The organism is Fictibacillus nanhaiensis, assembly GCF_042686385.1.
Taxonomy (GTDB): domain Bacteria; phylum Bacillota; class Bacilli; order Bacillales; family Fictibacillaceae; genus Fictibacillus; species Fictibacillus nanhaiensis.
Genome location: NZ_JBHUPF010000006.1, coordinates 2,914,698 through 2,933,911 on the forward strand (window position 1 = coordinate 2,914,698; position 19,214 = coordinate 2,933,911).

The 19,214-nt window shown below is 38.5% G+C and carries 24 protein-coding genes; 6 read left to right on the forward strand and 18 right to left on the reverse strand.

The features are described 5' to 3' along the window. Nucleotides 1-178 precede the first annotated feature (178 nt). The gene (locus ACFS5O_RS18685) at nt 179-616 is read left to right on the forward strand and encodes an ArsR/SmtB family transcription factor (RefSeq protein ID WP_205725616.1); all 438 of its coding nucleotides are present in this window, start codon (nt 179-181) and stop codon (nt 614-616) included. Further along, nucleotides 616-1,863, forward strand: a complete 1,248-nt coding sequence (locus tag ACFS5O_RS18690; protein ID WP_205725615.1) for an MFS transporter — start codon at nt 616-618, stop codon at nt 1,861-1,863. Before ACFS5O_RS18685 ends, ACFS5O_RS18690 begins: the two co-directional genes overlap by 1 nt. 19 nt (nt 1,864-1,882) lie before the next feature. On the opposite strand, the gene ACFS5O_RS18695 is transcribed toward ACFS5O_RS18690, so the two are convergent. The 4 genes from ACFS5O_RS18695 to ACFS5O_RS18710 are packed head-to-tail and all read right to left on the reverse strand — an operon-like array spanning nt 1,883 to nt 5,330. Then, on the reverse strand, nt 1,883-2,572 hold the full coding sequence (locus tag ACFS5O_RS18695) for an HAD family hydrolase (protein ID WP_205725614.1): 690 nt from the start codon (nt 2,570-2,572) through the stop codon (nt 1,883-1,885). Nucleotides 2,573-2,586: 14 nt separating this feature from the next. Further along, complete coding sequence (locus ACFS5O_RS18700) at nt 2,587-3,150, reverse strand: GNAT family N-acetyltransferase (RefSeq protein WP_205725613.1); 564 nt, start codon at nt 3,148-3,150, stop codon at nt 2,587-2,589. A gap of 20 nt (nt 3,151-3,170) precedes the next feature. Further along, on the reverse strand, nt 3,171-4,037 hold the full coding sequence (locus ACFS5O_RS18705; protein ID WP_205725612.1) for an RNA polymerase sigma-70 factor: 867 nt from the start codon (nt 4,035-4,037) through the stop codon (nt 3,171-3,173). 3 nt (nt 4,038-4,040) lie between these two features. After that, complete coding sequence (locus ACFS5O_RS18710) at nt 4,041-5,330, reverse strand: phytoene desaturase family protein (protein WP_205725611.1); 1,290 nt, start codon at nt 5,328-5,330, stop codon at nt 4,041-4,043. Between the two features lie 161 nt (nt 5,331-5,491). On the opposite strand from ACFS5O_RS18710, the gene ACFS5O_RS18715 reads away from it, so the two are divergent. Then, nucleotides 5,492-5,944 (forward strand): universal stress protein, encoded by a 453-nt coding sequence (locus tag ACFS5O_RS18715; protein WP_205725610.1) that lies wholly within the window; start codon nt 5,492-5,494, stop codon nt 5,942-5,944. A 51-nt stretch (nt 5,945-5,995) separates the two neighbouring features. Here the strand turns inward: ACFS5O_RS18715 and ACFS5O_RS18720 are convergent, their stop codons facing one another. Next, a complete protein-coding gene (locus ACFS5O_RS18720; protein WP_205725609.1) occupies nt 5,996-6,700 on the reverse strand; it encodes a polysaccharide deacetylase family protein in 705 nt (234 codons plus the stop codon). A 34-nt stretch (nt 6,701-6,734) separates the two neighbouring features. After that, a complete protein-coding gene (locus ACFS5O_RS18725; protein ID WP_205725608.1) occupies nt 6,735-6,899 on the reverse strand; it encodes a hypothetical protein in 165 nt (54 codons plus the stop codon). Nucleotides 6,900-7,153: 254 nt separating this feature from the next. On the opposite strand from ACFS5O_RS18725, the gene ACFS5O_RS18730 reads away from it, so the two are divergent. Beyond that, entirely contained in the window at nt 7,154-7,915 is a 762-nt protein-coding gene (locus ACFS5O_RS18730) for a methyltransferase domain-containing protein (RefSeq protein WP_205725607.1), read from the forward strand. 171 nt (nt 7,916-8,086) lie between these two features. Here ACFS5O_RS18730 and ACFS5O_RS18735 read toward each other — a convergent pair whose 3' ends face one another. The 9 genes from ACFS5O_RS18735 to ACFS5O_RS18775 form a co-directional block, all read right to left on the reverse strand. After that, nucleotides 8,087-8,725: a YrrS family protein gene (locus ACFS5O_RS18735; RefSeq protein ID WP_205725606.1), complete on the reverse strand. Its 639-nt coding sequence runs from the start codon at nt 8,723-8,725 to the stop codon at nt 8,087-8,089. A 190-nt stretch (nt 8,726-8,915) separates the two neighbouring features. Then, nucleotides 8,916-9,365, reverse strand: coding sequence for a GNAT family N-acetyltransferase (locus ACFS5O_RS18740; protein ID WP_205725605.1), 450 nt, complete (start codon nt 9,363-9,365; stop codon nt 8,916-8,918). 132 nt (nt 9,366-9,497) lie between these two features. After that, the gene (locus tag ACFS5O_RS18745; RefSeq protein ID WP_205725604.1) at nt 9,498-10,751 is read right to left on the reverse strand and encodes an L-lactate MFS transporter; all 1,254 of its coding nucleotides are present in this window, start codon (nt 10,749-10,751) and stop codon (nt 9,498-9,500) included. Nucleotides 10,752-10,996: 245 nt separating this feature from the next. Continuing rightward, entirely contained in the window at nt 10,997-11,335 is a 339-nt protein-coding gene (locus tag ACFS5O_RS18750) for a sigma factor (protein ID WP_205725603.1), read from the reverse strand. A gap of 151 nt (nt 11,336-11,486) precedes the next feature. Next, entirely contained in the window at nt 11,487-11,732 is a 246-nt protein-coding gene (locus ACFS5O_RS18755) for a hypothetical protein (protein WP_205725602.1), read from the reverse strand. An 85-nt stretch (nt 11,733-11,817) separates the two neighbouring features. Continuing rightward, complete coding sequence (locus ACFS5O_RS18760) at nt 11,818-12,882, reverse strand: NAD(P)H-dependent flavin oxidoreductase (RefSeq protein ID WP_205725601.1); 1,065 nt, start codon at nt 12,880-12,882, stop codon at nt 11,818-11,820. Between the two features lie 87 nt (nt 12,883-12,969). Further along, a complete protein-coding gene (gene dctP, locus ACFS5O_RS18765; protein ID WP_205725600.1) occupies nt 12,970-14,241 on the reverse strand; it encodes a C4-dicarboxylate transporter DctP in 1,272 nt (423 codons plus the stop codon). A gap of 207 nt (nt 14,242-14,448) precedes the next feature. After that, on the reverse strand, nt 14,449-15,132 hold the full coding sequence (locus ACFS5O_RS18770; RefSeq protein WP_205725599.1) for a response regulator: 684 nt from the start codon (nt 15,130-15,132) through the stop codon (nt 14,449-14,451). Continuing rightward, nucleotides 15,125-16,723 (reverse strand): ATP-binding protein, encoded by a 1,599-nt coding sequence (locus ACFS5O_RS18775; RefSeq protein WP_205725598.1) that lies wholly within the window; start codon nt 16,721-16,723, stop codon nt 15,125-15,127. The genes ACFS5O_RS18770 and ACFS5O_RS18775 overlap by 8 nt, the downstream gene beginning before the upstream one ends. Before the next feature lie 95 nt (nt 16,724-16,818). On the opposite strand from ACFS5O_RS18775, the gene ACFS5O_RS18780 reads away from it, so the two are divergent. Continuing rightward, nucleotides 16,819-17,880 (forward strand): DctP family TRAP transporter solute-binding subunit, encoded by a 1,062-nt coding sequence (locus tag ACFS5O_RS18780; RefSeq protein WP_205725597.1) that lies wholly within the window; start codon nt 16,819-16,821, stop codon nt 17,878-17,880. A 54-nt stretch (nt 17,881-17,934) separates the two neighbouring features. On the opposite strand, the gene ACFS5O_RS18785 is transcribed toward ACFS5O_RS18780, so the two are convergent. The 3 genes from ACFS5O_RS18785 to ACFS5O_RS18795 form a co-directional block, all read right to left on the reverse strand. After that, a complete protein-coding gene (locus tag ACFS5O_RS18785; RefSeq protein WP_205725596.1) occupies nt 17,935-18,096 on the reverse strand; it encodes a cysteine-rich CWC family protein in 162 nt (53 codons plus the stop codon). Continuing rightward, nucleotides 18,089-18,157, reverse strand: coding sequence for a hypothetical protein (locus ACFS5O_RS18790; RefSeq protein ID WP_318300269.1), 69 nt, complete (start codon nt 18,155-18,157; stop codon nt 18,089-18,091). The genes ACFS5O_RS18785 and ACFS5O_RS18790 overlap by 8 nt, the downstream gene beginning before the upstream one ends. A gap of 62 nt (nt 18,158-18,219) precedes the next feature. Next, entirely contained in the window at nt 18,220-18,432 is a 213-nt protein-coding gene (locus ACFS5O_RS18795; protein ID WP_318300160.1) for a winged helix-turn-helix transcriptional regulator, read from the reverse strand. Nucleotides 18,433-18,547: 115 nt separating this feature from the next. Between ACFS5O_RS18795 and ACFS5O_RS18800 the strand changes: the two genes are divergently transcribed. Continuing rightward, nucleotides 18,548-19,108: a GNAT family N-acetyltransferase gene (locus ACFS5O_RS18800; RefSeq protein ID WP_205725595.1), complete on the forward strand. Its 561-nt coding sequence runs from the start codon at nt 18,548-18,550 to the stop codon at nt 19,106-19,108. Nucleotides 19,109-19,214 lie beyond the last annotated feature (106 nt).

A 19,214-nucleotide genomic window follows, 5' to 3' on the forward strand; every position in this document is an offset into this window, starting at 1 on the left:
TGAATTTTCAGAAAGTTAATTAGTTGTTACTAGCGTAAAAAACAGGAAGTGAAATCATAGTGTCCGATGGCATATTTTCTTTGTAGTTCTTTTTTACTTAAATTTTGTTAAATAAAAAGAAGGAGCTGTTCTAAAAAAATAGAATGATTTATATAATTAGATTAAGGGGGCATAACAAATGACTAATTCGCTTTCCATATCAGCAGATCAACAAAAGTTAATTGCGAATGCGACACGTATTCAAATTATCCACTTATTGAAGGATGAGGAATTAACGGCAAAAGAAGTTGCTGATAAACTGGGAAAAACGGCTGGAACCGTTCATTACCACATCCAACTTCTTTTTAACGGAGGCATTTTAGAACTTGTAAAAGAACAAAGGAAAGGTGGAATCATAGAAAAATACTATCGCTCTAAATCCACTCGTTTTGAATTAATTGACGAAGATAACACTAAACCCTCGTCTATTTCAACCAACCTTTTACTTGATGATGAAGAGAAGAAGCAGTTCCTGCTAGAGTTAGAACAGCTTTTCGTTCGATGGGAGAGCCAAGTCACAAATGATAGCACTAAAAAAGAATATAAGGTCTATTGCACGTTTCAGGAGAATGCGTAATGAGGAAACTAAACAGCGCGTGGAAATTTCCCGCCCTATTGTTATCTGCGGTGGGTATTTCATATATTGGTGACTTTATCTACTTAGTTTCTTTAAATTTATTTATCTTTGCAAAAACGGGATCTGTTGCAGCAGTTGCTGGTTTATGGTTGGTCGGTCCTCTGGCTGGAGTTGTGACAAGCTTATGGTCAGGGAGTTTGATCGACCGTTTAAATAAAAAAACAATCATGATGATTACTGATATTATGCGTGCGCTACTTGTTGCATTAATCCCCTTCTTATCAGAGTTATGGATGATTTATAGTGTTCTTTTTGCCGTTAGTCTCTGCAGTTCATTCTTCAATCCGGCATCATCAGCTTACACTGTTCAACTCGTCCCAAAAGAAAAATGGCTACGCTATAATTCAATAGCTTCTGTTCTAACGACTGGTGCGCTTGTTATCGGACCAGCTATCGCTGGGGCACTCGTCCACTTTGGTTCGTATAACTTTGCAATCTGGTGTAATGCCGTTTCCTTCCTTTTTTCAGCATGCATGCTTTCTTTTCTACCAAGTTTATATGATAAACAAGGGGTTTCTTCTTCCTATTCTAGCAAAATAAGATTAATGATAAATGACTGGAGGATAGTAGGTGATTTTTTAAAGAAACAACGATTATTTTTAACTACATACATCCTTTTTCAAATGATCATGACTTTAGCCATTGCACTTGATTCTCAAGAAGTGGTTTTTACACAAACTATTATTGGTCTTTCAGAAAGTCAATATAGTTTGCTTGTGAGTATAACCGGAATTGGCTATTTAACCGGATCTTTACTTCTCGCTGTAATGGCTAATAAATTTCCTGTTCCCTACCTTATTGGCTTTGCTTCCACGCTTTTTAGTTTAGGGTATGGAATTTATGCCTTCTCTCATTCATTCTTTTCCACATGTATAGGTTTCATTATTCTAGGTTTCTTTTCATCATTTGCTAACACAGGATTCCAAACTTTTTTCCAACAAAGTATTCCGTCTAACAAAATGGGAAGAGTTGGAGCAACGTTAGGGTTTTTTCAAAGTATAAGTCTTATTGTTATCATCCTATTTGCTAGTTTCTTAAGTGAGTGGTTAAATGTTAAAGAAGTTGTCATCGGAATATCTATATTAATCATGTTGTTTGCCATAACACTTAATGTGTTAATGTATAATTATCATAATAAAAAAGAAATCTATTATAAAAATGCAAAACAAAGAGAGCTAGCACGATAAACTTAGTGCTAGCTCTAGATTAATAGACCTTAATAAATTTCATGCTCTCATGAAGCAGTAAGTCTTGTGGTTTTTTGAGTTTTGGATAACCTGTCGTTCTCTCACTGATCACTGTTGGCAAGAACCAAGTCGCTTGAAGTGCTGTCATTCCTGCTTCTGTTGCACCTCTTAATTCGTCAGATCCTCCATCACCAATAAATACAGATTCTTGCGGTATTACACCAAGCTTTTCACAAGCCAGTTGATAGATTTCTTTTTGCGGTTTCGCTACTCGTACCTCATAGGAGAAAATCACTTCATCAAAGTAGTCTGACAGTTCAGTTGTTTCCCAAGCAACCACTTCTTCTGGAGCAGCATTTGAGATCAAACCGAGCTTCAACCCATTAGATTTTAAAGTTTGAAGCAGTTCTATCACTTGAGGATCGATCTCTTGAAAAGGAATGCTCTTAGCTGACAATCTTTTTAGGTGAACATACTCAATAGTTTCTACGTTTGGTGTAATCCCCTGTGAATCTAAAATATCTCTTAACACGCTCTGGTGATCTGGAAACGTTCCATTCATTCTAAGCTCTCTTCTTAGGTCCCACTGTGCTTTAAAAATATCTTTATCTAATCCTAAAGGTTCGATAGAATACTTGGCTTTCTTTTGTCCATTTTCCCATTCCGTAATCAACGTTTCATACAGATCAAAGAAAACTGCTGTAACCAAAGTTTCTCCCCCTATTAAAAAATCTTTGCATAGACACTAGTATCTCGAAGATTTGTTGTTGAACCAATCTCCAATGAATCATTGCGTAGAATACCTTCCAATGTAAATCCTAACCGTTCAGGGATGGCTGCACTTTTCGTATTACGTGTGTCACAACGGATCTCAACCCTTCGTGCTTTAAGCTCCTTAACAGCAAAATCAGTAATTCCATTAACGGCTTCTGTCATATATCCTTTTCCTGCATAGCGAGTATCAAGCCAATAACCAATCTCGAACTTTGGAATTTCCCAATTTATACGGTGTAATCCTGATGAAGCAATCAAGTTCCCGCTGTCCTTTAAAAATACGAGCAATCGTAAATCTTCCCTGCTTAAAAACTTTAGATGCGCTTCCCGAATATTAACTTCTACATCTTCCTCTGTTTGATTAAAATGGGCAAAAGGTAGCCAAGGCTTTAATTCGTCTAGTGAAGCATGAATAGCTTCAAACATCGCTTTGCCATCACCAGGCTTTGGCATACGAATTAGCAGTCGATCTGTTGTAAATTCAGTTGGGAAATTTATTAAAATTGGTTTCAAAGTGTACCTCCGAGTATCTGTTAGGTAATGTGAGTAAGTTTGTCAGGGTTTACTACCCAATATATCGTTTGTATTAAGTCATTCTTAATCTGTAAGGACAGAACACCAAATACTTGCTGTTCCACATACAGTACAATGCCTGGTTCGCCGTTAACATTCGTATATTTGAATGAAAGTTCTTCCGATGTTTTTGCCATGATTCCCATATAGAAGCGCGAGATCCGCTCTGCTCCAAGGATTGGAACGAGAGCAGCTTTTATTTTCCCTCCACCATCTGAAATGAGCTTTGCATCTACGGCAAGCAGATTTAATAGATTACTTACATTTCCTGAAACTACTGCTGCTACAAACTGTTCAGTTAGTGCGGAAGCTTTTGGAGGTGACAACGTAGAAGTAGTATAATTACCTATCGCCTTTTTCGCACGGTGAAAAATTTGTCTGCAGTTTGAACTACTTTTTCCTACCATTTCTGAGATAAAACGATAATCATACTCTAGAACTTCACGAAGTAAAAATACAGCACGTTCCGTTTCTGATAGCTGCTCTAATAAAAGTAAATATGCGGTAGAAAGAGATTCTTTCATTACATAATGTAACGCTGGGTCTTCTTTATTATCTGCTAATAACGGCTCTGGAAGCCAGGGTCCTACATATGTTTCTCGTTGTTTACGAGCAGACCTAAGCAGATCCAAACAGCGATTCGTGACGATTTTACAAAGATAAGCTTTTGGGTTCTGAACAAGATCCATTTCTTGTTCACTCCAAGTAATATACGCATCTTGCACGATATCTTCCGCATCTTGCACACTTCCTAGCATTCGATATGCTAATGAAAACAAGAGGGGTTTATACGTTGTAAATAGAAGCTCAGTTTGAACATCGTTCATCCATTAAGCCTCCTTTCGCAAATGATTTAATCTTGTATCCTGTTCAATAGCTTTTGCTGCTCTTTTAGCACTAGCAAATGCTGCGTCCACCAACATTTCTCCATGTCCTGCCCCGTCTCCTGCAATGTAGAGTCCTGGTATTTCGGGTATACTCGGACCAAAATAGTGAGTGTCTTTGATGCTGATCATATCTTGCACCACTATCATTCTTGGTAAAAACTGTTGAGCTACAATTTCTTTTCTCCATTCCGGCTGCATGAGATCAAGAATACTTTCAAGCTCTTTTCTATGACAATCTGCACTGCCCTCTTTATTCGTTCCTAAATATTTTATTAATTGAATAACAATCTTCCCATCCTCGCTTAACGAGCACGCTCGAGAGTGATTAGAGAACAGAATATGCTGATCAATTCCTATTGCAAAATGATGATTTGATTTAGGGAGTTTTTTCAAAGCTACGTCTAGGCATGCAGCATATACGGGAGAAGCTTGCTGACTCCACTTTTCAAGCAATGTCCCTTCTGCATTCTTCACCAGTTTCATTGATTGCTCAGGTCCTGTTGTTAGTAATACATTTGAAACTTCGAAGGTATCTCCATCTGAACAGAAAAGTTGATGTTTAATTCCAAAATCAATAGAAGAAATCTTCTTGTTTGTATAAATGGTTACTCCTGCAGTCAAAGCCTTATTGCGAAGACTTTCTACGATGGATTGCCAACCATTGTTTATATAAAGAACTCCTTTCAGACCTTGTTGAACTTGTTGGATAGCTGCATTCGCTAATAGTTGATCGTAATCTATGCAATATGTTGATGTTCTGGTCAATGCGTAAAAGATGTTACGAACCATGGGATTTTTAATTTCTTTCTCAGCCCATTCTCGTAAACTCATATGAGGGATTGACGCAGCGTCAATCGTTTTAAGCTTTAACATCACTCTTACCAATTCCGTCTTGTTAGACCATGTTAAAAGTTTTGTTTTGACCATTGCACCTAATGATCCGGGCAGTTCAAAAAGTTTATCATTCCAGACTGCGTATCCATTGGTATCAGGAACTGCCCCAGATACATTTACTTCTAACTCATTTAAAATCTCTTCAGCTGCTCCTCCTCTATATAATGCATGCCCACCTAAGTTAAATAGTGCTCCGTTTTTTAAGATGGTTTGTGCACGACCTCCTAATTGGCTAGCTTTCTCTAGTACTAAGACAGACTTTCCTGCTTGTGCTAAATATACGGCAGAAGTCAAACCGGCTACACCGCCACCAACAATCGCCACATCAAATGTATGCATGTATCATCACCACTTTCTGATTTTACAAACATGACGATACTGGCTTTTACTTTGTGACAGAAAACCTTGAATTTGTTTACGTAAATTATCAAGGGGTTAAGGTTTTATAAGGTGACAGGATTATACAAATTGCCAAATCTGCAAGAAAGGAGATCAACGTGATGTTATATACCAAAATTTTAGTTGCTTTTGACGGCTCTGAAGGAAGTTTTACCGCTCTTCATAATGGTAATGAGATTGCACGGCACACGGGTGCTGATTTAACGTTGCTTTATGTGACAAACGAAATGGTTCTGCCGTTATGCGGTGGTGTTCACCCAGGCGGTGTTGCGAGTTCGACTGTAGAAGTACAAGAAGCGGAAATTTTGGAGCAAAGTCATGGTGAAGAAATTCTAAACAGAGCGTTAGGACGTGTTGATCCTGATATAAAGACAACATCAGCCATCTTGCACGGCGATCCGACTACCACGATTTGTGGATATGCGGAAAGTCATAACATCGATCTCATCGTCATCGGTAATCGTGGCCATAGCGGATTTAAAAAGTTTTTCTTAGGAAGCGTTAGTCAAAAAGTAATTTCTAACGCACATCAACCTGTACTTGTTTCCAAATAACATTGGTTTTAGTTAGGGGACCCACTGAAAGAGGTAAGCTCCTCTGTTTTTTTATTCAATCAGTTCAGACACGGTTTTAAAGGTATATCCCTTTTCCTTCAACTCCTTAATGAGTCCTTTTACAGCTTTCATCGATTCATTACGGCTTTCATACATCACGTGCAGCAAGATGATCGAACCGGGCTGAATATTTCGACTCACATGCTTCACTATTTTCCTAGAATCAGATGCTACTTCTGGATAGGTTTCCGGCTCTATGTTCCAAAGAATTGTTTTTCGATCGTGTTTATTCAAGTAGTACGGCAACCCGATCAACTTTTTCCCATATGGTGGGCGAAAGTGAATTTTCTCCTTGTATCCTGCTTTGCGGATCAGCTTATCTGTTGTCTCAATCTCATTTCGAATATAAGACGGTGTTTTCAAAACCATTCGCTCATGAGAATAAGAATGGTTTCCGAGCTCATGTCCTTCTGCCACTATTTCTTTTGCTTCTTTCAGGTTCTCTTCAACCTCTCTCCCCGTTACAAAAAATGTGGCTTTAACTTCCTCTTCTTTTAATATCGTTAAGATTTCATCTGTTTGATCTGTAGGTCCATCATCAAACGTTAAGGCAACTACTTTTTCAGAAGTATCTGCCCTTGTTACTAAACCTCCGAAAAATTGAAAGTCTCTCGAACTGCTTACCTTTAAACCGCTGTATGCCAATCCTATCAATAGGATGATTGCAAAACTCGTGTATATTACTACTTTCTTCATTTATCTCTCCTTGTTGAATGGTATGTGTAGAGCTTTAAGATGCAATTATTCTTGAAACGATGTACATATATGAAACTAATTTCGAGATGGTTGGGGTAACACTCTGCACTGTGTGGTGATACACTTCATTTCTAATTGCTGAATAGCTCGTCGTTTGTCTATACGTGATGAAGTACATTTTCATAGCGTGATGTGTCATAATACCCTCCCCATATTCTCATTCTTACTTCTTTGCCTATTTTTGACAACACGACAAATTCCCTCTATTTTTTATGATTAGGAAGGAAATGGGATTGATTTGAAGAATTTTTTTAAAAGACATTAATGCTGGTATGAGGAGAACACATAATGAATCATTATGAGCACGAGATATAAAACGGCTATTACCCTAGAGGACCTCCAACAAAATAGGTAAGTTCATTATTTAAAGATAAAAATTTTGGAGGTGCACGTATGAAACATGATGAAGATTTTGATATGTATATTAAAGAAGTTGAGAAACCATTCTCAGGGTGGGATTTTTCATATATAACTGAATCTGGTCGAATGGCTAGTGGAATGCTTTCTTGGTCTTATGGTAGTATGGTGACCCCGCTCATCGGAAAAGTGTCATCGATGCTTGACATGGGCACTGGAGGTGGAGAACTTTTGTCCAAGCTTCAACCATTTCCAGCAGTAGTTTGTGCAACAGAAGGATATCTTCCAAACGTTCCAATCGCAAAAGAACGTCTTGAACCTCTTGGTGTGAAAGTGTTTAAAATCGACGAGGACGATCTTCTTCCTTTTGAAGATCATACGTTTGACCTTATCATTAATAAACACGAATCTTACTCTCCACATGAAGTAAAACGTACATTAACAGATGGCGGGATTTTTCTTACACAACAGGTTGGTGGTTCAGATTGTGCTGAAATTAATACATGTCTTGGCTATCCTATTAATGAGGAATTTTCACATTGGAATTTGCGTTTTGCTGAAAATGAACTGCGAGAAAATGGATTTGAAATTTTGGAAGCAAAAGAAGATTTTCCTGTTCAGCGTTTTTATGATATGGGTGCCCTGCTGTATTATTTAGATGCCATACCTTGGCAGGTGCCAGATTTTAAACTAAATGATTCTATTGATGAACTCCATAACATTCATGAACACATTCAATTAAATGGATACTTTGAAGTGAAACAGCACCGTTTTCTAATAAAAGCGATGAAAAAGTAAGGAAAAATAAAAAGCTGGCACAGCAATCGTTCGAATTGAACGCTCTGTGCCAGCTTTTCTTGAGAATTTTCCTGGAAGATAGAGATTTACTGTCCAGTTCATACAAAATACTGTCCAGTTTTCTAGATTTACTGTCCACTTTCAACATTTTACTGTCCACTTCTTCGGAAACTACTTCTGAACACTCGTTACCATCCAGCCTTTTTCATCCACCCATTCAAGGTTAACCGTATATTTTTCATTAGGCTTTTTGTTCGGACTTACTTCTGCAATTGATTTCTGTGGACCACCACCATTTGCGATCTTCCACACCGTCATGTTTTCATCAAGACCTGTAGCAAGACGAATCGCTTTCAGTTTCTCATTCCAATCCACGCTGCCTTCTTCATAACTTGACGTATGAGGTCCTGTTTGAGAAGTACCAATTGGTTCGTTTAAAACTGGTTTGTCACCTGAAGCTTGTTGTTTTTTCTTTTCCGCTTCAGCTTTTTCTGCTTTTTTCTTTTTGTCCGCTTCTTTTTCAGGATCTATACCAATCTCTTCAGAAGGTTCTTGTGGCTTAGATTTATCCTGATTGTTTGCTTCTTTCTCTTCACGTTCCTCATCTTCATAAGCACTTTCGTTATCAGGCTGAAGTTTTACCACTTTATGTTTTGGTTCTTTATTTGTTTCTTCTTTCGTTGGCTCCTCTTCACTGCCCATTAATAGCGCATCTTTTGGCAAAAATAACAATGCTAAAAGAATCGCTCCTAACGCACTGAATAAAACGACATTTCTCTTTTTTGACTTCTTGCGTTCTGATCTTCTCATCTATATCATTCACTCCTTCATATCAAACGTTCCCTCTCGTGATGAAACAAAACAAAAAGAACTCTAACGAAGATTAGAGTTCAACCATTTTAAAACTTTTATATATTCAACATTAATTATTCGAAGGAAATCACTAAAAATTTGAGGGTAACTTAAGATTTCAGAAGTTTTTGCCAACACAAACTATGTATTATACCTCTAATACAACTGCCATCTCCTTGCCAAATCTATCGCCCTTATCAATAAAGCCTAAGCTTTCATACAGCTGATGAGCTCCTTTATTTTCAGGATGATAACCTACTACAATAACTTTAGCATCTAATAATGTTTTCATTTCTTCAATCATTAATTGGGTGGCGATTTTGCCAATTCCTTTTTGCTGATAATTTTTATCGATCATAATTCGGTAGATCCAATACCCATCTAATTCTTCTTTCATGGAGTTGAACATAAGAAAGCCAACTGTCTGATCCTCCAAAAGAATAGCGTAAGGCTTTAAGCTTGGTTCAAATTTTGATTGAGCGATAGACACTGCGTTCGGTTCAATATGGCTCACTTGATCATCTGCCACTTCTAAAAAACAGCATTCGTACCAGTTTTCTGCGTTTAGTTCTGCGATCGTCACTTGTTTTTGAGTCATAAGTTCTCCTTTGGGTGTAAGTCACTTCCTCAATTTTACCATAATCTCTCATTTTATAAAGATAAAGAATTTCATGATGGTTTAACATGTAAAAAAACAGTGTCTTCATTAATGAAGACACTGCATTTTTAATTAGGCTACGGACTTTTCTTGTTTAGCCGCGAGTTTTTTTATATCAAAACGAACTAGTATCGATACGATGAGCGCAATGATAAACAATCCAGAAAAGAATGTTAAACTGTTGGCGTAAGAACCCGTTGTATCCTTAATCCAAGCGGCAAATAATGGACCTGCAAGACCTGCTGCTGCCCATGCTGTTAGAATATAACCATGTATCGCACCAACCTGCTTCGTTCCAAATAGGTCACCGATGTAGGCTGGTATCGATGCGAATCCTCCTCCGTAACATGTATAGATTACGGCGAGCATAATTTGGAAAAGAATGGATGATGACGTTTGTGGCAACATAAAAAAGAGAGCGATCTGCAAAACAAAAAATGTTGTGTATGTATTAGGACGTCCGATGTAGTCCGAAATGGATGCCCATCCAATTCGGCCAAAACCGTTGAACAATCCTAAAACACCTACAAGCGCTGCAGCTTCAGCAGTTGTTAATCCAATACTTTCTTCAGCAAGAGGTTTTGCGGCAGAAAGAATCGCAATGCCACATGTAACATTGATGAATAGCATGATCCACAAATAATAAAAACGGCGTGTTTTTATCGCTTCGTTTGCTGTTAGTTGTGAAAGGTCTTTTTTAATTTTCACTTTTCCGCTCTCTACATTTTCTTTAAACCCAGCAGGAAGCCATCCTTCTTCTGGTTTTTCCAAATAAAGAGAAGACAAGGTCATTACAGCAAAATAAGCAATCCCCAAAATGAAAAATGTGTTTGCAATACCAACAGATTTAATAAGTGCGTCCATAATCGGTGAACTGATCGCTGCTGCAAAACCAAATCCCATGATAGCAAGACCAGTTGCTAAACCGCGACGATCGGGAAACCATTTGATCAATGTAGAAACAGGTGCAATATAACCTACCCCAAGTCCAATTCCACCAAGGACTCCGTAAAAAATGTAAAGCATGGTTAACGAGCCAATATTGACTGCAAGACCTGAGCCAGCAATTCCTATTCCAAAGAAAATAGCTGCAAGTAATCCAGCTTTCCTCGGTCCATGTCTTTCAACAAAATGTCCTAGGAAAGCAGCCGACAAACCTAAGAATAAGATCGCAATACTAAATGTCATCTGTACTTGTGATGCCGTCCACCCGAATTTTTCGATCAGTGGATTCGTAAAGTTACTCCATGCATACACGGATCCGATAGAGATATGTATCCCTACTGCTGATAGCGCAATGAGCCATCGATTTTTAGACTTTTTCATTTTTAATTCCCCCCTATAAAGTTAATAAAGTTAAACATTCATGAAACTTACCCTAATGTAAGACACAAAAAAAGACAACATTCAAAAGTACTTATTTTTTCAAATAAGTCCATTGTAGAATGTTGTCTAAAAACTCTACATACTCGTGCAGAGCGTTCATTCATCATTATAAGTAAAATAGAAAAAGTACAGATCATGTATTTTCTCCATTACCTTACACATTAGATGTAAGCGTATTTATAATATCAAACCGTTACGTTGTTCGCAACATAATTTTTCGACTTTTTAGATAACAATCGAGTGATGTGAATCTCTTCACGATCGACACATTTTAATTTACAAAGCTTTATCAAATAACTGGAAAGAAATTTGTCTTTCACTTTTGTATAATGACTAGGATTTTCCCAAAGGTCTCGAAATACTTCACACAAGACTTGTTCAGCCACGCGCTTATCACCTGTAATTCGGAGGGCAACTTGATATAATAGTGTGCTATATGAATCGACCATTAGTTTTAAGGCTTGGGAATCTTTTTGTCGCAATCGACTTAAAACCTTACTCTCAAGCTCCTGTCTTATGTTCATAATAGCAACACCCTCCTGTTTACTTTCTGTACTACTTTTCCTTTCCCATAAATTCATGCAGTTAAACATTAAACATAACGTTTGTTTAATGTTTATATAAATTTTGTACAACAAAAAAACGCCGTAATTTCAGCGCTGTTTTCGTTAGCACTTATTTTAAGTTTTTCTCTACTGAATATTTAATACCTGCAACTGTTCCTATTCCAAGAAGTGCATATTTTAAACCGATTAATGTAGTTTCTGGTGTAGCAGCTCCCGCTTCCCAAAAGGCATAAAGAACACCTAAGACAACTGCAACAATGGGGATATACTTATTCGAAAAACGATCTGTATGACGAATGGCATATAAAACCACAGCTAAACCAACGTATGGTGCAAAATCGGTCATAAAATCCATGATTTTCACCCCGATCGATAAGATTTGTATAGCTTATACAAATTTTATTAGTACTTGTATGAAAATAGACCGTTACAGAATAACTTTATCTCCAAGGAGCTTTTTGAAATGCAGCGTCACATTGATTAACTAAACTCCTTACTAATTCGCCAGCTGAACTCTCTCTCGCTAGACTTGATGCTTGACCGCCCCACATCGACATCATTTCTTTATTTTTTTGTTTAGCCGCTTCTTTTCTAATATCAGACGTTAAGATGTGCTGCAATGGATACGGAGGTACATCATCACGTAAAGTACTCTCCAAATCTATCATCATCTTATTCTTAAAACCTCTTGCACTTTTTCCAGAGAAGACTTTTGTGATTTTCGTGTCCGTATCACGACTAGTTAGGATGCTTTCTTTATGAATGCTATTTGCTCCGCTCTCTTTTACCGTCAAGAATGCTGTACCCAGCTGTACAGCTGAAGCGCCTAAAGTAAGTGCTGCTGCCATTCCTCTGCCGTCCATGATGCCCCCCGCTGCCACAACTGGACAAGAAACCGCATCTACCACTTGCGGAACAAGAGCCATCGTGCCGATCATAGATTCACTTTCACCACACAGAAACGAGCCTCTATGGCCTCCTGCCTCAGCCCCCTGTGCAACGATAAGATCTACGCCAATGTTTTCAAGATGAATTGCTTCTTCAACAGAAGTTGCTGTTGCGATTACAATTATTTCTGAAGCATGTAATTTCTCTACTAATCTTTTAGAGGGTGCATCAAATGTAAAACTTACTATTTTCACGCCTGCTTCTATCACAGTGGCGAGCTGTTTCTCAAATAAATTCTCTGTATCTGGAATGTTATGAACCTCAGGAATTCCAAGTTTTTTACGATAAGTATTCAAGAGTTGCTGTATCGCTAGAGTTGCATCTTTGTCCATGTCAGGTGTCTCGGGAAGAAATAGGTTCACAGCAATAGGTGATTGTGTGAGTTGACGAATATTTCCTAAAGTCATTTTAATTTCTTGAGGAGCCATATATCCCGCACCAAGTGTTCCTAGTGCTCCTGCTTCACTTACTTCTGCTACTAATTCAGGTGTTGTAGGGCCACCCGCCATACCCGCTTGTATAATCGGATATTTAATATTAAGCATGCTGTGGATCATATGTATTTACCTCCATTTCCTAGCTTTTTAAATAGCATAACAAAAAGATAGAGCTCTAGTCTGTATCGACTAAAGCTCTTCCCTTCGTTAGACTGCAATCTTTCTGTTTTCGTACATCGCTTGAATCGCTTCTTCACTTTTACCTTCGTCAAATTCATTCTCACTTTTAGAAACAACGATCGTTGCAATTCCGTTTCCGATTAAGTTTACGATCGCACGCGCTTCACTCATGAAACGGTCAACTCCTAATAAAAGTGCCAATCCTTCAACAGGTATGACTTGCATAGCCGTTAGCGTAGATGCAAGAACGATGAACCCACCACCTGTAACGGCGGCTGCACCTTTAGACGTGAGCATCAATACAGCGATGATGGTTAGCTGCTGAGTTAGAGTAAGATCGATGCCAAATACTTGAGCTAAAAAGACCACTGCCATCGAGAGGTAGATGCTTGTTCCGTCTAAGTTGAAAGAATAACCAGTTGGTATAACAAGACCAACGACAGATTTTGAGCATCCGAACTTCTCCATCTTGTTCATCATTCGTGGCAGAACAGATTCTGAAGAACTTGTTCCGAGTACGATTAAGATCTCTTCTTTTATAAATTTCAAATACTTCCACAAACTGAATCCGTACATCTTGCAGATCACATTCAACACGATAAAAACGAAGAAGAACATCGTCGTGTAGACCGAAATCATTAGCTTTCCAAGCGGTACGAGTGACTCTAGTCCATAGTTACCAATGGTAAACGCCATCGCACCAAACGCTCCAAGTGGTGCTGCTTTCATGATATAACCGACGATCTTGAAAAAGACGTTCAGCAACTTTTCAAAGAATTCGATAATGATCTTTCCGCTGTTTCCAAGTGCCGTAAGTCCAACACCAAAAAGAATAGAAAAGAAAAGTACTTGAAGGATATCACCTTTTGCAAAGGCATCGACCATGTTACTTGGAACGATATGTGTAACGAACTCGATCCAATCGATCTTACCGCCTTCTTCAGATGTGTATTGTGAAACATCACCTTTTTCAAGCTTATCAAAGTCTAATCCTGCACCTGGTTTTAACACGTTCACAACGATCAATCCAATAACGAGTGCGAGGGTCGTTACGATTTCAAAGTAGATGAAAGCTTTCCCTCCAACTTTACCTACCTTTTTCATGTCACCCATTTTCGCGATGCCAAGTACGATCGTTAAGAAGATAATCGGTGCGATCACCATCTTAACCGCATTAATAAATGTATCTCCTACAGGTTTCATCTGTTTCCCGAAGTCTGGCCAGAAGAGTCCGACAAGTACACCTACTGCGATAGCCGTTAAAACCTGAAACGTTAAGTTCTTAAATAATCTTTTCATTGTTCTTCTCCTTTCGAGTTTGAAAATGAACTTTTAAATGGGTAAATTGTCTGGGGTCTGACCCGGGGTCAGACCCCAGACAATTTCCACACAATTTCCATAAGACAATAAAAAAACACTACCATTTGTAAAAACAATGATAGCGCTTCCATTCTTTTATTAGAATATTAAGAACTTATTGGACGTTTTGGTCTTTTTGGTCTTGAACTATTTTTTTAGAACATATCGATTAACAGGTCGTCCGACCGTACCATATTGGATGTCCATTTGAATTGTCCCACTCTTTACTAAATAATCGAGATACCTTCGAGCTGTCACTCTCGCGATGCCTATTCCTTCAGCTACCTCTTCTGCTGACTTTGCTTCTGTCTGCGCTTCTATGAAGCTTGTGATCTGTTTAAGCGTCAACTCGTTTAACCCTTTAGGAAGCTCCAACGTAACAGGAACATCTCGTATTTCAGAGAAGAAAAGGTTATCCAAATCTTTTTGTGTAGCTGTTCCAGATGGTGACATAGTAGCGTTATAGGTTCTATACTTTTTTAATGCTTTTTCAATCCGCTCGAAAGTAAACGGTTTAATAATATAATCAAACGCACCGTTCTGCATCATAGAACGGACGGTCTCTAAGTCGTTTGCAGCAGTAATAACGATTACGTCTACTTGAATTCTTTCCGCTCTAATCTGCCGAAGTGTTTCCATCCCATCCTGCTCTGGCATGTAGATATCGAGTACGACGAGATCTGGCTTATATTTTCTTATCATTTCTAGTCCTACTGTTCCATTCGATGCCGTCTCAATCACCTTAAATCTCTTTACTTTTTCTATAAACGCTTTGTTTATTTCTAAGACCATCGGATCATCTTCTATCAACAGAACCTTTATCTCACTCATCGTCTTCACCTCTATCATTCATCGGAAATACAATTACAATGCTAGTTCCTTGGTTTTCCTCTGATATTACTTCTATGTCTCCGTTACCTTTTTGTACAATCTGACGAATTAAATACAATCCGATTCCAGACCCACTATTTCCTTTTGTCGTATATCCTCTTTCAAACATGTGGTTCTGAACTTCCTGACTCATTCCGCATCCGTTGTCCTCGACCAAAATCGCACAAGTCTCGGAATCCTGAGCGATGGAAACATCAATTCTAGCATCCCGAACTCCTTTTAGAGCGTCATACGCGTTCTCTATTAGATTACCGATGATCGTTACAAAATCATGCTGATCGAGTTGATCGGGAAACGTTTTAAGTGAGCTCTCATTATCGATGACCACTTTTATTCCGAGTTCTTTTCCGCGTCCGACTTTGCTTAACAATAGACCTGCAAGACTCTCGTTCTTAATCCTTTGATTTAAAAATCGCGTGAGTGAACCCTTTTCTTCTGATATTTGAAATACATACTGCATCGCTTTTTTCAAATTGCCTAACTGAAGAAGCCCTGCAATCGTATGTAGCTTGTTCATGTGCTCGTGGTTCTGAACGCGTAGTGCCTCTACAAATGCCTTAACACCTGTCAGTTCTTCCGCCATCTTTGCAACTTCTGTTCTATCCTGGAAAATAGCTACAGCTCCAACGATCTTGTTATTTACTTGTATCGGCACTCGGTTACTCATGATCACTTTTCCACTTACACGAATCTCTTGATTATAAACAGGACGGCTCAGTTCTATGATTTCTGGAAGACGCGTATCTGGTATGACTTCACGTATCTGCTTTCCAACAACGTCTCCACTCACTGAGAATATACTTTTTGCTTTTTCATTAAAGATCGTGATGAGTTCCTCTTTATCAATAGCGATTACACCTTCATGCATAGAGTGGAACGTAGCTGTTCTCTCTTCAAGCATTCGGACGATCTCGTGTGGTTCTAAATAAAACATCTGCTGTTTCAGATGACGAGCTAGCAGATAGGAACCAATCACACCGAAGGAGAGAACCAATACTAGAATAAGAGTCATCTCATCTGTCAGATCGTGAAACACTTCATAGTAGCCTGGAATCACATGACCGACCACAACAACCCCGATCTGCTCCAACTCATCATTTTTGATGGGAACAAATGCCCTTACAGCTGTACCCATCTCTCCCTTTGCTTTCGAGATAAACGTATGGTCAGCAAAGGCTGCACCTTCATCACTCCCTTTAGACACCGTACCAATCATACCTTTAACAGGATGAGAATATCGGATATGATCCATGTCCATGACCACGACGTAATCTGCTTCATTAATGACTCGTATCTTTTCAACGACTGGTTCTATCTCATTCCAGCCTTTATTTATCTGAATATATTTCTTCACTTCTGGAAGCTGTGCTACGGTGCGTGAAGTAATCATTGCCCGCTTACCTAACTCTTCTTCCTGGATATCAAGGATCTTACCAATAATGACGACACCACCGATAAGGATGGCATAGAGCACGATTCCAAACGTCAAGATCATGATTTTTGTTCGAATGGGTAATCGTTTCATCGTCATTTATTAGCATCCTCCTTTTCAATGACCCTATTGTATCATTTCCAATTCAATATGTTAGACTATTTAAAAAAGTAACGGATTTGGGGTAAATCAATATGAAATCGTTCATTGGGATCGCGCTGATCCTAATTGCAGGCTTAGCCGTATCAATCTGGATTGGTTTTCATACAAAAATGGCAGAAGGAACACTTCCCTATGATGATGATCAAAAAGGCATACAAGATCAAGTCGTCATCAAGTTCAGTCACGTAGTGGCAGAGAATACACCTAAGGGACTTGCTGCACAGCGTTTTGCAAAACGAGTAAACGAGAAATCGAATGGTCAGATTAAAATAGAAGTGATCCCAAACGGTGGACTCTATTCCGATCAAGAAGAACTTGAAGCGCTGCAGAGTGGTGATGTGCAGATGATCGCACCTGCTACGACAAAGCTGAGCTCATTTTCACCTAAATGGCAGATCCTTGATCTTCCCTATGCCATGCCCACTCGTGAAAGCATTATAAAGGCATTAAACGGAGACATTGGTAACACGTTGCTTCAATCACTAGAAGAGAAAAATATGAAAGGCCTTACGTTATGGATCAATGGATTTAAACAGATTACAACAAACGACGGTCCTGTCGTACACCCGGATGATCTAAGTGGTCAAAACCTGCGCATCATGCCGAGTAAAGTGCTCGAAAAGCAGTTTGATCTAGTGGGAGCTAAAGCAGTTGGATTAGATTTTAACGACACATATCGATTATTGGAATCTAAAGAATTAAACGGTGAGGAAAACACGATCTCTAACATTTATTCTAAAAAATTCTTTGATGTACAAAGTCACCTTACGATAAGCAATCATGGATTCTTAGGGTATGCTGTAATCATGAATGATGAGTTTTGGAACAAACTTACGAAGCAGCAGCAAAGAATCATATCTGAAGCTTTAGATGAAGCTACTCGTTGGAATCAGACACAGTCATTCGCGATGAACGAAGAACAGCTTGCATTGATCGAGAGAAACTCTTCGATCGATATACATTATCTTACAAAAGAAGAAAAAAGAGAGTGGGCGAAGCGTTGGGAGCCCGTGTACCGAGCGTTTAAAAGTGAGATTGGAGACGACCTTCTTTCCAAGATGATTCAATTAAGAGATTCCTATAACGATTTTTAACCGAGAACAAATACAGGTGCTGATTTTTTAATAATCAGCACCCCTTTTTTTATTCTATTCGTCCACACATGTTTGGCAAATACACGTTTCCCGATTGGAAGCACATTCAAGAAGTTGAGAAGGAATCTGTACGTTCATACACCAACACGATTCTGGGTTCTTTCCGTTTGAAATTGCACAGGCATTATCTCTCTTACATAACGGGCACTCATACATGATCTTTCACCTTTACCTGCATCTCTTTTCCCCATTCTGCCAAGGATTTTAATGATGGAATTAAAGCCTCTCCTGCCTCCGTTAATGAGTACTCACCCTAGGCGGTATCTCCATGAATTGCGTTCACACCACCAGTCCTTGTTTTTCCATCTCTTTTAAAGACTGAGATAAAACCATGTTGGTGATTCCATCCACCTGACGCTTCAGTTCGTTATACCGTATCGTCTTATTCTTCCACAATGCCCATATGATCGGAAGTCTCCATTTACTCCCGATTAAAGTTAGAGCAAAGGTTAACGGGCAATCTTCTTTTCTCATGTATCTGTCCTCAATCATTTTCTGCTCCTTTACTCAGTTTTTACTGACTAAGTAAGAAATTACTGCATACTTGTTTTCGTCTTTCTATGTACTAAAATTATAACGTAATGAACTACGCTTGGGAGTGATTAAAATGGAGTTACACTACGAAGTTATTCCTGATCATGAGATTGATGTATGCCGAGAACTTTGCAATGAACTCATGAAGTATCAAAAAGCAAAAGCGGTTATCCGCCCTGAATTATTTGACTCTATGAATTTTGACACACGCCTGGTTCCATCTGTACATAAAGCCATGCATAACTATATCGTTGTAGTTAAAGATAGAAATGAGCTTGTTGGCTACATGTATGCAAACATTTCTCCTAAAGAAGTGTACCGTAATGATTTTGCCACCTTTTTTGACATGAATTCTGTTCAGAGAGAAGCAGTCGGTTGCCTTTCCCAGTTTTATATTAAGGATGAGTACAGACAATTTGGAGTGGGTTCTAAACTATTTAGTATGTGTATGAACTGGCTCTCTTCTTTTGATGAAGTGGATGATTATTTTATCTTTGTATCCAATGGGAATGATGACGCACTATCCTTTTATCAACGTAAAGGTTTCACAATCAGTCATGAGATTTTAGACGGTTTCATTACGGTGCTACACAGTAAGAAAGTAAGTGAAAATGAACATCGCACTAATTTTTAGGTCCATTTAACTGTTTTCTTACGCCTATTTAGTTCCTCCCTTTGTAGCTAGTTTTCTCGTTTTACAAATCTGTAAAATGAAATTAATAAAAGTATTGTAGAATAAA

Bases quoted from the DNA above. Each gene is read 5' to 3' on its own strand.
- ACFS5O_RS18760 (WP_205725601.1), bottom strand. From the start codon at position 12,882: ATGATCCACAGCATGCTTAATATTAAATATCCGATTATACAAGCGGGT.
- ACFS5O_RS18710 (WP_205725611.1), bottom strand. From the start codon at position 5,330: ATGCATACATTTGATGTGGCGATTGTTGGTGGCGGTGTAGCCGGTTTG.
- ACFS5O_RS18775 (WP_205725598.1), bottom strand. From the start codon at position 16,723: ATGACGATGAAACGATTACCCATTCGAACAAAAATCATGATCTTGACG.
- ACFS5O_RS18750 (WP_205725603.1), bottom strand. From the start codon at position 11,335: ATGAACATAAGACAGGAGCTTGAGAGTAAGGTTTTAAGTCGATTGCGA.
- ACFS5O_RS18705 (WP_205725612.1), bottom strand. From the start codon at position 4,037: ATGAACGATGTTCAAACTGAGCTTCTATTTACAACGTATAAACCCCTC.
- ACFS5O_RS18730 (WP_205725607.1), top strand. From the start codon at position 7,154: ATGAAACATGATGAAGATTTTGATATGTATATTAAAGAAGTTGAGAAA.
- ACFS5O_RS18785 (WP_205725596.1), bottom strand. From the start codon at position 18,096: ATGTATGAGTGCCCGTTATGTAAGAGAGATAATGCCTGTGCAATTTCA.
- ACFS5O_RS18770 (WP_205725599.1), bottom strand. From the start codon at position 15,132: ATGAGTGAGATAAAGGTTCTGTTGATAGAAGATGATCCGATGGTCTTA.
- ACFS5O_RS18735 (WP_205725606.1), bottom strand. From the start codon at position 8,725: ATGAGAAGATCAGAACGCAAGAAGTCAAAAAAGAGAAATGTCGTTTTA.
- ACFS5O_RS18715 (WP_205725610.1), top strand. From the start codon at position 5,492: ATGTTATATACCAAAATTTTAGTTGCTTTTGACGGCTCTGAAGGAAGT.
- ACFS5O_RS18755 (WP_205725602.1), bottom strand. From the start codon at position 11,732: ATGGATTTTATGACCGATTTTGCACCATACGTTGGTTTAGCTGTGGTT.
- ACFS5O_RS18745 (WP_205725604.1), bottom strand. From the start codon at position 10,751: ATGAAAAAGTCTAAAAATCGATGGCTCATTGCGCTATCAGCAGTAGGG.
- ACFS5O_RS18685 (WP_205725616.1), top strand. From the start codon at position 179: ATGACTAATTCGCTTTCCATATCAGCAGATCAACAAAAGTTAATTGCG.
- ACFS5O_RS18720 (WP_205725609.1), bottom strand. From the start codon at position 6,700: ATGAAGAAAGTAGTAATATACACGAGTTTTGCAATCATCCTATTGATA.
- ACFS5O_RS18795 (WP_318300160.1), bottom strand. From the start codon at position 18,432: ATGATTGAGGACAGATACATGAGAAAAGAAGATTGCCCGTTAACCTTT.
- ACFS5O_RS18725 (WP_205725608.1), bottom strand. From the start codon at position 6,899: ATGACACATCACGCTATGAAAATGTACTTCATCACGTATAGACAAACG.
- ACFS5O_RS18780 (WP_205725597.1), top strand. From the start codon at position 16,819: ATGAAATCGTTCATTGGGATCGCGCTGATCCTAATTGCAGGCTTAGCC.
- ACFS5O_RS18690 (WP_205725615.1), top strand. From the start codon at position 616: ATGAGGAAACTAAACAGCGCGTGGAAATTTCCCGCCCTATTGTTATCT.
- ACFS5O_RS18800 (WP_205725595.1), top strand. From the start codon at position 18,548: ATGGAGTTACACTACGAAGTTATTCCTGATCATGAGATTGATGTATGC.
- dctP (WP_205725600.1), bottom strand. From the start codon at position 14,241: ATGAAAAGATTATTTAAGAACTTAACGTTTCAGGTTTTAACGGCTATC.
- ACFS5O_RS18740 (WP_205725605.1), bottom strand. From the start codon at position 9,365: ATGACTCAAAAACAAGTGACGATCGCAGAACTAAACGCAGAAAACTGG.